Source organism: Vagococcus entomophilus, assembly GCF_003987595.1.
GTDB lineage: Bacteria > Bacillota > Bacilli > Lactobacillales > Vagococcaceae > Vagococcus_E > Vagococcus_E entomophilus.
On the sequence record NZ_NGJZ01000002.1, the window covers coordinates 570107 to 583718 of the forward strand.

Sequence of the window (13612 nt, forward strand, 5' to 3'; positions counted from 1 at the left end):
TCGACATGATCCGTTTCAATAAAGTGGTGGGCGTGTCTCTATTACTTTTCGTAACAATCTTATCGTTTTCGCTGCTTTCACTACAGTTTAATCTTGATTTTACGATGGTTAAATTTTACGATACGGTAAGCCACTATGATTCCAACAACCAAGAACATGTGTTGCTTATGTCACGTTTTGCACGTATTCTAGTTGCTCTTTTAGTAGGAGCAAGTTTGAGTTTGAGTGGTCTTTTGATGCAATTACAGTATCAAAATGATTTAGCCGATCCTTCCTTAATGGGAATTTCGGAGGGGTCCGCTTTGGCTATTTCTTTGATGATGATATTCCGACCAGAAGCTAGTATGTTAGAAAAAATCTGCTTGTCTTTAGTAGGGTCTGTGTTAACCTCGACTTTATTATCGTTTATTTCTAAAAAATTAATCAATAATCAAAATCGTTTAGGTTTACCTCTTTTAGGCATTGTCTTGAGTATGTTGCTAAGCAGTGCGACGACTTTTATAGTGTCTTATTTCAATATAGCACAGTCAGTATCAGCCTGGTATGCAAGCCGCTTGTACCGCGTGTCTTTAGTAGATGTGTGGTATTTTCTGCCTTTTCTTATAATGGGTATTTTTTTTCTGTTGATACTAAGAAAAGAACTGAATATCTTTGCTTTTGGGCAAGATATCACAACGGTTATTGGAATGAATCGAAAAATGGTGAGTTTACTCTTATCAGGATTGGTGGTTCTATTTACGGGAGTGAGTGTTGCTGTGGTGGGAAGGCTCGCATTTATCGGTTTGGTTGTGCCACACATTTCTAAGTTGCTTATTGGAAAAAAATATTCGGATAATATTTTGCTCGTCCCAATGCTGGGGGCCTCCTTAGTGCTTGTGAGTGACTATCTATCACGGCTAGTAAATGCTCCTTTTGAAACGCCGATTAGTGTGGTCATCGCGATGATTGGTGTACCTCTATTTTTATATCTCATAAGAAAGGGGAATACATTTAGTTATGATACGTAATTATCAAGCCTTACTTTTATCTATCGGGATGTTCATCGTCTTGTTTTTTGTTGCGCTAAAAGTCGGGACGATTTCAATGAGTATATCTGAATTATTCAATCTTTTATTCTTTCAGAAAGGAACCAAAGAAGCTAGCTTGATTTTGTTTGCCTTTCGTTTGCCAAGGGTACTGAGTGCTTGCTTAGTAGGGATTTGTTTGTCCGTTAGTGGAGATATTCTGCAGAAAATTACAAGAAATACCATTGCCGATTCGGGTATTTTGGGTGTGAGTTCTGGTGTGGCGTTTGGTGCGGTATTTTACTTTTTTTTGTTAGGCAATTATCAGACATCGTTAAGCGCTTTTCAGTCTATCTCCTTAATGTCTTTTGGTTTAATCGGTGCTTTTTCCGCTTTGAGCCTAAATCTGATTTTATCGATAAGTCATCGGAAACTCAGTATGTTTCGCTTTATTTTAAATGGTATTGGGATTGGCTCAGGTTTTTCTGCTCTGGTCACATTTTTTTCTTTAAAAATTAATGCGGATGATTATTCGCGAGTGAACACATGGTTGCAAGGTTCCATTAGCCAGGTGAATTGGGAAAAAGTAGTGGATATGGGGGCATGGGTGCTGCCTAGTTTGACGCTTCTCTTTATTTTTTATCCTAAGTTAAGCTTACTACGTTTTTCTGATACTCATTTGGAAACAATTGGTTTTTCAACCACTTTTTGGCGTGTATTCTTTATTGTACTGGCTGCGATATTCATTTGTGCGAGTGTGCTAACTGCAGGAACCATCGGATTTGTAGGGCTGCTTGTTCCTGCATTGACTCGTTTGATGTTTTTTAAAAAGCAACAGAAAGGGTATCTTTATGGGCTTTGTTTTAACGGAATGACGCTACTTCTTTTCTGTGATCTCTGTTCAAAAATGCTTTTTACACCAAACGAATTGCCTTTAAATGCGATGATGGGCTTACTTGGCATTCCGTATCTTTTTTATTTATTTCTTGGTCAGAGAAAGGAGCAACAGAAATGAGAACAGAAATGAGAACAGTTAAAATAAAAGAGCGGTATCTAGATATCTATGCGCCAAAAATAATAGAAAAAGACGTTCCAATCAATCTTTTGTACGTTTTGGATGGAGATGCTTTTGCGAATATGATTGGTGAAGTAGTGAAACTTCAAACGAGAAACACACCAAAAACAGGTGTTTCTCCAATCCTAGTGGTCGGTTTGTCCTACCACGGGGAGACTTCATTTTCAAGAGAACGACGCTTTCAAGATTATACGCCTAAAAAAGTCAATCCTGTAGCAGAAAATGATCCCAGAAAAGATTTTCCTCAAGGGGGAAATCTTGATTCTTTTTTGGAATCAATCAAGCAAGCGCATCAGTTTATCCTAAGTGAGTATACGATCAACCCAGAAAAAGTTGGGTTTTTTGGTCATTCGCTAGGAGGACTTTGTGTTTTGGAAACGTACTTGAGAGAAACTTTGCCATTTGTTACAGATTATATAGCCGTTAGTCCTTCTCTATGGTGGGATCAAGAAATGTTTTTCAAGCGACTAGCCCTTGCCCCAATGATTGCTAAAAAAAATGTTCATCTTTCTGTCGGTTCGTTGGAAGGAGACATGGTTCCTCTAGCTAAGCGAGCAAAAGAGGAGTTGCTACTTTCTCAAATGACGAAAAAACTCAACTTTTACGTGGCACAAGATGAGAATCATATGTCGGTCGTGACGCAAACTATAAGTCGAAATCTAAGGTGGTTTTGTCAGTGAAAGAGACCCAAAGCTTAATAATTGAAAAGTTAAGCCTATCTTATCACCAAAAAAAAATTATTGAACAATTAGATTTAGCTTTTATAAAAGGAAAAATTTCTGTTATTATCGGAGCAAATGGTTGTGGAAAATCTACTTTATTAAAAGGGATTAGTCGGATATTAAAAAAAGATGCGGGTGTTGTATATCTTGAAAATACAGATATGGCACAATTGTCCAATCGAACAATTGCTACAAAGTTGGCGTATCTGCCGCAAAGTGCTAGTGCGCCTGAGGATGCAACTGTGAGAGACATCGTCGAGCTAGGGCGCTATCCGTATCGCAAGATGCTCAAAAAAATTTCTCTGGAGGAAAACAAACTAGTTGATGATATTTTGATGCAAACGAATTTACTTGAATTAGCAGAAGAAAAAATGCAAAACTTATCTGGTGGACAAAAACAACGTGTTTGGATTGGCATGGCGTTGGCACAGAAAACCAATATTATTTTACTTGATGAGCCTACAACGTATCTTGACTTAGGTCATCAAATTGACATTTTAAATTTATTAAAAAAGTTAAACCAAAACAATAAGTTAACAATTGTTATGGTTCTCCATGATTTAAATTTAGCAGCGCGTTTTTCCGATTTTATGATTGGAATGAAAGAGGGGCGAATCATACAACAAGGGACGCCTTTTGAAATCATGACGCCTAAAGTATTAGAAGAATTATTTTCTATCAAAGCCACAATAGGAACAGATCCTGTGGCTAACAAGCCTATTTGTCTCCATTTTGACAGCATTGAGTAGGAAAATTGTTATTTGGAAAAAACGGTTGTGGCAAAAATATGTATTTCTGAGTAATAAGTAAGCATTCACGGGAGTTTCTCTTCCAATTTTTGCTGATTTCCATTTATTTCGAAGCAGTGTTTTTTAATCAATCCTGTATTTAGATAGTAAGAGCCTAGAACATCGTTGTTCTAGGCTCTTTTCATGATACGCTGTTGGACGATAAACTAGCGATTGAGGCAATTCGTATATAGACGGAGTCCATAGTATCAAATAAAAAATAGAAACGGATGCAATTTGATAAAAATACCTACGCCAAATTTTTAGGCGCTCTTTTTATAATAGTAATGTGGCGGATGCTATAAACAAATGATGAGGCGTGTAATTTTTTGTCCCGACTCTGCGTTTGAATAGGTTAGAAAATGGGAAGTAGTAGACTTTGAAATGCTCACAAAGCTTGTTTTAAATGAGTCTTTTATTTAGCGATGACTAAAACACGAATAAAAAAATCCGTTAGCCTTTACATTGCGCAAAGACTGACGGACTTTTTTCTGTTCAACTCAAGTGGCACCTATGCTCAGTGCTCGTTTTCTAACCTAATACAAAGAAATGAAAGCACCAGTAAGAAGACGGAAAACAATGGGAATACGGCAATAGAGCCGGTATGAAAAATACTAATTAAAAAGGTGCAACTGCTAACGATGATATAGTAGCCTAGACTTAGCAATGCGCCCGCTGTCCCAACTACTTTAGAAAACTTGGTTAGTGCTAAACTCAAACAATTTGGCAGAGCCATTCCAATTCCTGCTAAAAGAATGAAAGTTCCAACGATATAGATGAGTATCTGTATGGATAAAGGAACGGCTAAAAGTACGATAACACAAAGTAACAAAGCACCGGAGAAAGCTAATTTAATGCCATCTTTTATAATTAAATTAGCTGATTTTGTTTTTAGAGCTTTGCTTGATATCCAGGCTCCTAATAGGGTGGCCAAAGCAACGATACATCCCATGAAACCATAACTGCTTTGACTAAAATGAAACTTCTGAATAAAAATGGTTGGTGCCTCGGAATGGTAGCTAAACAAAATGCCATTGAAAATTCCAATTTGCAGACCAAAAGACAGAGTATAACGATCTACAAGCATCGCTTTTCCAACTCCTAAAATCGTGCTAGTAGAAAAAGAAAGGACTTTATTCGGTTTGGTTTCCCTAAGGCTACTAACACTCCAAAAGAGTAAGATTAATCCCATTAAGACTAAAAATAAAAACATAGCACGAAAACCGGAATATTCTCCAATAAAACCACCAACTAAAGGACCAATAGCAGGGGAAAAGGACAAAGCTGCTGAGATTTTTCCAAATAATCGGTGACGATCATTTCCTTGATAACAATCTCGGAGTATTGTTTGTGTTGTGACAGAGCCAGTGCTTGCTCCAAAGGCTTGAATAAAGCGACCTATAAAAAGGCTGAGAGCGCTAGTCGAGTAAAAACAGAATAATGAACCTAGGACGTAAAATAGAATCCCAAAATTCATTGCTTTGCGACGTCCAAGATAGTCTGAGCTTATGCCCCAGAAAAATACGCCAAGCGCAAAGGCTAAAAAATAAATACTTAGTGTCATTTGTGCTAGATTTAACGAAATATGGTAACTTCTAGCAATTTCTGTTAAAGAAGGGCTGTAGATTGTTTCGCTTATTTGTGGAAACCCTACAAGACAAATTAGTAAGGCTAGATGAATTTTTTTGTTTTTGGTTACGATGTTTTTTTCCATAAGAATTCTCCTTATTTTTATAATACGGGAAAAAAACATCCTTTGATGGGAAATGGTGGAATCATGATTTTTATCCAATCGTAAAAATTCATGAGCTCACCCCTTTCTACGTAAGTATGGGCTGAAATAAATGGCTGTTTAACTGCCAATTTATTATATCAAATAAATTGTGTAATACCAATTCTTGTTTTACCAACTATTTTATAGTAAAAGTGACGAGAAAAATAAGGCGATTGGGGTAGATTTAGGGAAAAAAACATAAAGAAAAAAGCAGTTAATTTGTGATTGGACACTCTTTTTCCCTATTTGTTTGACCAACGGAATGTTCAGGATGTTTTGTCACATTCTTTGAGAGGATTCAATAGTCGTATTTCCTTCTATCCATTCGATATACTCTATTTCGATCATAGTTTTTTAGTGTTTGGGGAAAAAAGTGTAAACAGATAAAGTGTTATACGGAAAGAACCAAAAGCTTTCTGTATTTTCTATGTTAATTCTTACAGTAAACTTGTAGATTGTTACAATTCACTCAGTTTTTTTAAAAAATGGTGTATCATTATTTATTAGTAAATTAAGAAAAATGTCTAAAAAATGCATCATACTTATTAGTGATCATGGTTTAAACCAACTAGCTAGTTTTATTGATGAAGTTCTTTTTATAGAGCATGGATTAATACAAAAATCAGTACCAATTAGCAAAATAAATATGCTGTATAAAGGAGGGTTAAGCGAATATTATGACCAAAAAAAAGCAAGCAGATCAAGTACGACTTAATTTTTTCATATTTTTAGATATGAATCGAGCAAGTTGCATGGAAGTGGAAAAATTATATTTTGCGTAACATTATTTAGTCAAATTATTTCTTTTCTATTTTTTTATTTAGTTGGAAAGTTGGAAGTTGAAGATAAACTACTATCAGAGTTTCAGTCAATTCTTGCGCTTGCTACAACTGTTACGATGTGTGTGGTGTGCTTGGTTGGCGCTATTTTTTTAAGAAAAAATATTGTTCAGCAATATATTGGCGCACATAGAATTCGGACTTTTTTATACCCTATCAAGCGTAGCAGATTATTGGTCATAAAGACATTGGCTTTTATGAATAAACTATTGGTTCCTTTTTTTGTAGGAAATTTACTATTGTTCGCTTTAGAAGTCTTATTTAGCTATTTTTTTCGACTAAAAGACAGCAATGGAGAAAATCAAATACTAAATGGAATGGGGATTTGTATTATTTATACACTATTTGTTTTCTCAATTAGTCTGTGTTCAGAGATTATAGCAATTTGGAGACAGTCTGAAATTACAGTCATTATTACCACTGTTGTAGGTATCCTAATACTTTCGAATCTATCTGCTTTGGGTACAATTAATTATTTGTGGATTACCTTCATCTTTAGTAGTCTACTAGCTTTTCTTCAGATTTATTGGCTAGGGATATTATCTAAAAAAATTGATAAGGCGGATGCTTATTGAGTCTATAATGTCCTAAATGAGTTGTCATTTCTTAATCCAACACTATTTTTTTAAAAGCGGATTCTTTAAATTTTCTACTAATGGGAACTTTAATAATTTTAGTATTATCTTTTTTTAAATAAACATAATTTTTTTTGATCACTGAGACAAAGTCTAGGTTAATAATATAGGAAGTATGAACTTGAATAAACTTATGATTTAACAGTTTTAGGAGATATTTAGTCGACATATAAGTAATGTGGTGCTGTTCTTTTGTGTGAATTATTACTTGACGACGGTCTTTTTCAAAATAAATAATAGTCGCACTATTTATTCTTACTGTTTTTTTATTTTCCATAAAGCTGATGGTCTGACGTGTTTGAGCGAGAGAATTCGTGACACTTTCCAACGTTTTAAAAAAACGGTTTTTCTGGATGGGCTGTATCATATAATCAAAAGGATGCACCAAAAATATTTCTTCTAATTTCACTTGGTTTGGATTATTTGCTAATAAAATAAGAGGAATATTTGTGTTTTGCTCTCTGATTTTTTGTGCAACTTTTAGACCATTAGGAGGTAGCTGTTCAAGTGTTAAAATAAAAAAATCGTATTCAATAGTTGGGATGTGAGCCAGTAATTTGTTCGAACTATAATAGATAGAGGTCTCAAAAAGAGTAGGATGATAATGAAATAATAAATTTTCAATTTTTTCTGCTAGATGGCGCTGATTTTCAAAAATTGCAACTTTAAGTTTCATTTTCTGACCTTCTTTCAAGTAAATTAAATTGTTTTAAATGGTTTAATTATAAGATAACATAAACTAACTATTTTTTAAATATAGATTGTATTTTGAAAAAATAAAAAAAGTAGAAGGATGACTTTGTGCTTTTTTTTGTTTCAAACATTAGTTGTCAAAGTATTTTTTTTGTGTTTTAATAACTGTAATGATAACTATTATCGTTTTAGTTTTTGTGATTCACTTATTTAGAATTTGGTAAAGGAGAAGAAAATAAAAATGAGCAAACAAAAAATAGCCTCCAAGGATTTGATTAGTATCGGTCTCTTTGGGGTACTGATGTTTATTGTTGAAAACATTGTTTCAATTGTATTAAGCCCAGTTACGTTATATATTTTACCGCTAGTTTCGGGTGTTTGTACGTTCTTTTTGGCAATTATCTACTTACTATTGTCTTTTAAGGTTGGAAAAAAATGGACGCTTACTTTAATGGGGGCAATCTTGGGCGTTTTTTATATGCTGATGGGGGTTCCTGTCATGCTCCCATTTTGTGTAATTAGTGGTTTGATAGCAGAAGCGACTCTTTTGAAAGGAGACGGTACACAGTATCGGAATTTTTCAAGACAAGCGCTAGCTTATAGTGTTTATGGAACGTTGTACGGTCTTGGAACTTATGTTATTGCATTCCTATTTGGCAAAACTTATTTTGAAGCGGTTCATTATAGTTCAGAGATGATTGGGAAAATATTTTATTTCTTGAGCTCTCCATTGTGGATGGTTTTAGGGATAATCTGTTCGTTTGTTTTGACTTACTTAGGAATGTTATTTGGTCGAACAATACTCAAAAAACATTTTGTGAAGTCTGGTTATATTAAGGAGTTTTAAGATGACAAGGCAATATAATGTTCGCATTCAATTAGTTTTTTTGTTCTTTTTAGGAATAGCGGGTTTCTTTTTTAACCTGCAACAAGCAGTGAGTATGACGTTAGTTTGTGTTCTTTTTTTAGGCATTCAATGTGTGAATAAGTCGTTATTTTATTGGCTATTAGGTGGAGGGATTCTTTACGGATTGTTTTTTTTCTTTAGTCATTACGTGACAATTCCTGCGTTAAGTTTTTTGAATGTATTTCTCTTTATCCTAATCAAGATGTACCCGACTTTAATTGTCGCTAGTTCTATTGCGCAGGTTTCAACAAGTAAGTTGATGTCGGCCTTACAAAGTTTACACTTGCCACAGACGTTCATCACAACTTTATCGATTCTTTTTCGTTTTTTTCCTGTTTTAAAAAATGAGAATGAAATGATTCAAGCAAGTACTCAGATGAGAGGAATCTCGTATAAACATCTTAAAAATTGGAGTCATCCTCTAAGCTTGTTTGAATATGCAATGGTTCCTTTGCTTATGAGAACCATTCATTTAGCCGATGAATTATCGGTGAATGGGTATATTCGAGGGATGGATAGTGGCGTAAAAAGAACCAGTATCCATGAGGACAAGTTAGCTCCATTTGATGGATCGTTCCTTCTTATTATGATAGGGGTACTAGCGGTGTTGTTTATTAAATAGAGGTGAAAAGATGTTACAGCTAAAAAATATAGAGTATCAACAAAAAGATAATAAGATTTTACATCAGATTCAACTAGAAATAAAAACTGGCGAAGTAGTTGCTTTTATTGGCCTTTCGGGCTGCGGTAAAACTAGTCTCGCTAGAATTTGTAGTGGCTTGGTTCCGTATTTTTATGATGAGGCTAGCTTTTCTGGAGAAGTTTTTTTTGATCACGTAAAATTAGACGAAGTAACTAATACGGAGTTTATCAAGAAAGTAGGAGTTGTCTCTCAAGATCCTAAAAGTCAGTTTTTTACAACTATTGTAAAGGATGAGCTGGCTTTTGAAATGGAGAATTATGGTTGTAATCCAAAAGTGATTGAACAAAGAATCCAACAGGTCAGTGAAGCGTTAAAACTAGAAGATATTTTAAATCAAACATTGGCTTCTTTATCTAGTGGACAAAAACAAAAAGTAGCAATTGCCACAGCATTAATGACTGATCCTTCATTAGTTATTTTGGATGAACCCAGTGCCAATCTTGACTTGGTAAGTACAGAAAGTTTAAAAGAGCAGATCAAGCACATAAAACAGCAAGGGAAAACTATTATTATAGCAGAACATCGTGTTTATTATTTAATGGATAGTGTAGATCGTTTTATCTATATGGAAGATGGTCAAATAGTCAAAGAATTGACTGCACTAGAAATGACCCAGCTTTCCAATGCTCAAAGAGCCAAAATGGGAATTCGCCATACAGACTTGTCTGAAATCGAAAATGAAAGGAAAAATCAGTCGGATTTTAGTCAAACTATTAATGTGAGAGACGTCCAAGCATCAGTCAAACGAAAAAAAATCCTTCAAAGTGTTTCCTATCAGCATAGAGCTGGAGAAGTCCTTGCTTTAATCGGAAAAAATGGTGCGGGGAAAACGAGTCTTGCCAAAGCGCTTAGTGGTTTGACTCACATTTCCAGTGGGGAAATTTTGCTAGAAAGCCAGTTGCTTCGAAAACGAGACTTAAAAAAATCAGTGTGGATGGTCATGCAGGAAAGCATCTATCAAGTTTTTGGTGATGATTTATTGACAGAGCTCGCGATTGGCAAACGTAATGTAGATCAAGTACAAATTGAAAAAATTTTAAAAAAAATGGGACTTTGGGCGTTTCGCAATCAGCATCCGTACAATTTATCAGGTGGGCAAAGGCAACGACTAGTGCTCGCAATTGGTCTGATTCAACAACGTGAGATTCTCATACTGGATGAGCCGACTTCTGGGTTAGATGGAAAGAATCTGACAATTATTGCGCACTTTCTAAAAGAGCTGTCCAGGGAAGGTAAGCATATTTTGATGATTACGCATGACCCAGAAATTATTTTAAAGTCTTGTGATAGGATACTTTTACTTGAAGGAGGAAAAATATCACAGGACAAAAAGATTAGCGAATTAGCTACTTCCGAGGTATTAAAGTTATTGTCTTTTCAAGAATGAATAGATGCATAACAAATAACCGGTTCTAAGAAAAGTTGAATGACAGGGTCAAGCGGAAGGGTGAGTGAAAAATTGAAAAGAAAAATTTTTGTTGGTTTTTGTGTAGTACTCATCTATCTGCTGGGTCTTTTTTTCCTGAATGTCTTTCCAAACAACAAGTATACTGTTGCGAAAGTCATCAAAACAAAAGTAATCAGCAAGCAGTCAATGACGGATAGAAATGGCAATCAGGACTCATTGACAATGCAACGTCTGACACTAAAGTTAGATAATAAAGGCGAGTCAATTATACATCTAGATAACAGCTATTCTTTGTCTCATGTGTTAGATCAACGCTATCAAGTTGGAGAAAAGGTAAGAATCCGAAAATATTCGGGAGGGCAAAAGAAATGGCAATTGATTGGAACAAGGCGAGTTGATGCTCTATGGTCTTTAATTTGTTTTTCTCTGTTTTGTCTATTGATGTTTGGGACTGTTTTTAGTCTGAAACTAGTAGGGACGACGGGTCTGAATTGTCTGGTACTCTATGGCTTGGTCCAATTGTATGCTGGAAATATTTTTAAAAATCTGACTGTTTTAACCTTTTTTGCGACAGGCGTCATGGTGGCTATTATGCTTTTTGTTCTTACGAGAAATCGGCAAATGGCAATAATAGCGATGATAGCGACATTACTCAGTATAGCGAGTGCCTATTTTATTGGGACAGTAACAATGTATATTTTAAAGGATAAGGGTCTCCACTTTGAAGAAATGGCATTCTTGACTAGGCATTATCGTGATATTTTTAAGGCAGAGCTGCTTTTAGGATGCTTGGGTGCTGTGATGGATGTGGCAGTTTCTATTATTGCTTCTATGACTGAGATCAAACAACAAAAGCCAAACATTTCGAATGTTGAATTAAAAGAAGAAGGTCGAAAAATTGGGCAATCTATTATGGGACCCATGAATAATGTGTTGCTTTTTTCTTATGTGAGTGGAGCTATTCCGACGCTAATCTTCTATTTGAGAAATAATCTGGCTTACGTTTATACATTTAAAATGTTTTTGTCACTTGAAGTCATGCGTGCACTCGTTGGAAGCATTGGCATTGTGTTGACCGTTCCCATCACGATTCGCGCGTTTATCTTTTTAAGAAACAAGAGGGGATAAAATGAATGTAATCATGGTTTTGAGTGTCATTTTGTATTTACTTATGAAAAAAATCGGCGGTAAAGAAGGATCAAAAGCTTTTTGGATTATGGTCTTAAACTTAGTCTTGTTTATGAGTCTTATTGTGTTACTAGCATTAGGTATCCCTGTATTTCTCTTGTCGATTGCTACAGTAGTTCTTTTTTCAGCTATTATGACAGTTGGGATGAATGAGCGTAATCTCTATTCGTGGGCAGCCTTTTTAGGGACTGTGACAACAATTTTGATTAGTTCGTTATTGATTACATTGACACTCCATTATTTTCAAGTACAAGGGTTCGTTCAAGAAGAAATGGCAGATGCAGATATGTTCTCGATGTATGTTGGCATTCGTTTTGACCAATTAACGATTGTGGTACTGATTATGGCGTCGCTTGGAGTTATCATTGATACATCGGTCACTCTGGTGGCATACATCACTGCACTTAAGAAAGAACAACCTAAAATAACAGATAATCAGCTCTTAAAATCAGCCATGACTGTGGGGAAAGACGTAATCATTTCTTCAATAAACACATTGTTTTTTGCCTTTTTTGGTCAAAATATTTCCTTATTTATTTGGGTGAAAGACTTGCACTATTCTTTTGATGAGATGATGAATTCAAAAGTTATTGTCTTAGAAATTATTACGATGCTTTATTGTGGGATTGGTATTTTATTGTGTGTTCCGTGTACGTTTTTATGGGTCAGATATATCAGTGGTCGAAAAAAAGTAATGAAAAATCGATTGAGAAAAGAAGAAAAAAAAAGTTGTTAAAATCGGCAAACAGTTGATGTCTAAGACAAAACTTATTAAAGTTTTGTCTTAGATTTTTTTGTAGTGGCTTTATTATTAGAAAAAGTGAGTCTTAACATTTTCGTAACATTTTAGCATTCGTTTATAAATACGCTAAAGCTATTCTTTTAATATAAACAAAAGCAAAACGAGAGGAGTGAAGGAAATGTCATTAGGAACGTTAGCAGTAGGAGCAGTTGTAGTCGTTGTCGTGGTTGCAATTGGAGCCGTTTGGTTTAAACGCAAAAAATAGTAGTGAAAGATAAAAAAGAAAAAGGAGTGAAGGAAATGTCATTAGGAACATTTGCAGTAGGAGCAGTTGTAGTCGTTGTTGTGGCTGGGGCCGTTTGGTTTAAACGCAAAAAATAGATGGTTGTAAGATTTTGATAAAAGAAAGGAAGTAAAAAAATGATGCTATTTAAAACAATTGACAATTTGTTTGTTGGGACTAAATATGGTGTTTGGGGGATGAGTGTTTTAGGAATCGTATTTTCTGTCGTTTTAGCACTCGCAAACTTTGGGATGGGGATTGGAGCGGTAGCAATTTTCATAGCAACATTTTGCTTATCTATAAGTTTAATGTTGCTGCTATTACCAAAAGGGTTAGAAAAGGGAAAAAAAATCAATAAGTATAAGTATGGAACCGCCATTTTATTAGGAGTTATTGCACTGAGTATTACTGGAATCGTATACTTTACGAATGGCGGCTTTCCAGAATTAAATTTACTTTTTGCATAAATTAGCTAACAGTTCAATGAAAATAAAGAAAAAAAAGGAGAATGGAATATGACGGACAAAAAAATAGAAAAAGCAGTAGTCAGCACACATAAAAAAATAGAAAAAACAGTAGTAGATGGGTATAAAACAATTGAAGAAGGCGCAGTTGATGGGTTCAAAAAGGTTTCAGATAAATTTGTGGAAAAATTGTTTAAAAAAGAAGATGAATCAGTGTCAGATGCAAAAGAACGATTAAAAAAACAACAAGAGGAAGTACAAAAGCAACAAGAAGAAAGAGCAGAAACAATGGCTCAAAAAAATCAGACTATCCTGGATGAAACCAATAAAAAAATAGCAGCTGCTAAAAAATACAATGGACAGTAAAAAAAAGAAATAACCAACAGG

The 13612-nt window shown here is 34.9% G+C and carries 14 protein-coding genes; 12 read left to right on the forward strand and 2 right to left on the reverse strand.

What is annotated here, in order from left to right:
• The first annotated feature begins 5 nt into the window (after positions 1-5).
• From CBF30_RS08720 to CBF30_RS08735, 4 genes are read left to right on the forward strand one after another with little or no spacing between them, the layout of a single operon-like run.
• Positions 6-1007, forward strand: a complete 1002-nt coding sequence (locus CBF30_RS08720; protein ID WP_126825306.1) for a FecCD family ABC transporter permease — start codon at positions 6-8, stop codon at positions 1005-1007.
• Positions 997-2019, forward strand: coding sequence for a FecCD family ABC transporter permease (locus CBF30_RS08725; protein WP_126825309.1), 1023 nt, complete (start codon positions 997-999; stop codon positions 2017-2019). The genes CBF30_RS08720 and CBF30_RS08725 overlap by 11 nt, the downstream gene beginning before the upstream one ends.
• Positions 2016-2759 (forward strand): alpha/beta hydrolase, encoded by a 744-nt coding sequence (locus tag CBF30_RS08730; protein ID WP_245975052.1) that lies wholly within the window; start codon positions 2016-2018, stop codon positions 2757-2759. Before CBF30_RS08725 ends, CBF30_RS08730 begins: the two co-directional genes overlap by 4 nt.
• Entirely contained in the window at positions 2756-3550 is a 795-nt protein-coding gene (locus CBF30_RS08735; RefSeq protein ID WP_126825312.1) for an ABC transporter ATP-binding protein, read from the forward strand. Before CBF30_RS08730 ends, CBF30_RS08735 begins: the two co-directional genes overlap by 4 nt.
• Positions 3551-4106: 556 nt before the next feature.
• Here CBF30_RS08735 and CBF30_RS08740 read toward each other — a convergent pair.
• Positions 4107-5303: a multidrug effflux MFS transporter gene (locus tag CBF30_RS08740; protein WP_126825315.1), complete on the reverse strand. Its 1197-nt coding sequence runs from the start codon at positions 5301-5303 to the stop codon at positions 4107-4109.
• An 892-nt stretch (positions 5304-6195) separates the two neighbouring features.
• Between CBF30_RS08740 and CBF30_RS08745 the strand changes: the two genes are divergently transcribed.
• Positions 6196-6777 carry an accessory regulator AgrC gene (locus CBF30_RS08745; RefSeq protein WP_126825318.1) on the forward strand — a complete coding sequence of 194 codons (582 nt, stop codon included), beginning with the start codon at positions 6196-6198 and terminating at the stop codon, positions 6775-6777.
• Between the two features lie 31 nt (positions 6778-6808).
• On the opposite strand, the gene CBF30_RS08750 is transcribed toward CBF30_RS08745, so the two are convergent.
• Positions 6809-7513 carry a LytR/AlgR family response regulator transcription factor gene (locus CBF30_RS08750; protein WP_126825321.1) on the reverse strand — a complete coding sequence of 235 codons (705 nt, stop codon included), beginning with the start codon at positions 7511-7513 and terminating at the stop codon, positions 6809-6811.
• 258 nt (positions 7514-7771) lie between these two features.
• Here CBF30_RS08750 and CBF30_RS08755 point away from each other — a divergent pair, with 258 nt between their 5' ends.
• The 7 genes from CBF30_RS08755 (at position 7772) to CBF30_RS08785 (ending at position 13591) form a co-directional block, all read left to right on the forward strand.
• On the forward strand, positions 7772-8377 hold the full coding sequence (locus tag CBF30_RS08755; RefSeq protein WP_126825324.1) for an MptD family putative ECF transporter S component: 606 nt from the start codon (positions 7772-7774) through the stop codon (positions 8375-8377).
• A 1-nt stretch (position 8378) separates the two neighbouring features.
• Positions 8379-9059 carry an energy-coupling factor transporter transmembrane component T gene (locus CBF30_RS08760; RefSeq protein ID WP_126825326.1) on the forward strand — a complete coding sequence of 227 codons (681 nt, stop codon included), beginning with the start codon at positions 8379-8381 and terminating at the stop codon, positions 9057-9059.
• 10 nt (positions 9060-9069) lie between these two features.
• On the forward strand, positions 9070-10527 hold the full coding sequence (locus CBF30_RS08765; RefSeq protein ID WP_126825329.1) for an ABC transporter ATP-binding protein: 1458 nt from the start codon (positions 9070-9072) through the stop codon (positions 10525-10527).
• Positions 10528-10599: 72 nt separating this feature from the next.
• Complete coding sequence (locus CBF30_RS08770) at positions 10600-11676, forward strand: YibE/F family protein (protein WP_170168986.1); 1077 nt, start codon at positions 10600-10602, stop codon at positions 11674-11676.
• A gap of 1 nt (position 11677) precedes the next feature.
• Positions 11678-12472, forward strand: a complete 795-nt coding sequence (locus CBF30_RS08775) for a YibE/F family protein (protein ID WP_126825335.1) — start codon at positions 11678-11680, stop codon at positions 12470-12472.
• 426 nt (positions 12473-12898) lie between these two features.
• Complete coding sequence (locus CBF30_RS08780; RefSeq protein ID WP_126825338.1) at positions 12899-13228, forward strand: hypothetical protein; 330 nt, start codon at positions 12899-12901, stop codon at positions 13226-13228.
• A 48-nt stretch (positions 13229-13276) separates the two neighbouring features.
• Positions 13277-13591: a hypothetical protein gene (locus tag CBF30_RS08785; protein ID WP_126825341.1), complete on the forward strand. Its 315-nt coding sequence runs from the start codon at positions 13277-13279 to the stop codon at positions 13589-13591.
• Positions 13592-13612: the final 21 nt, after the last annotated feature.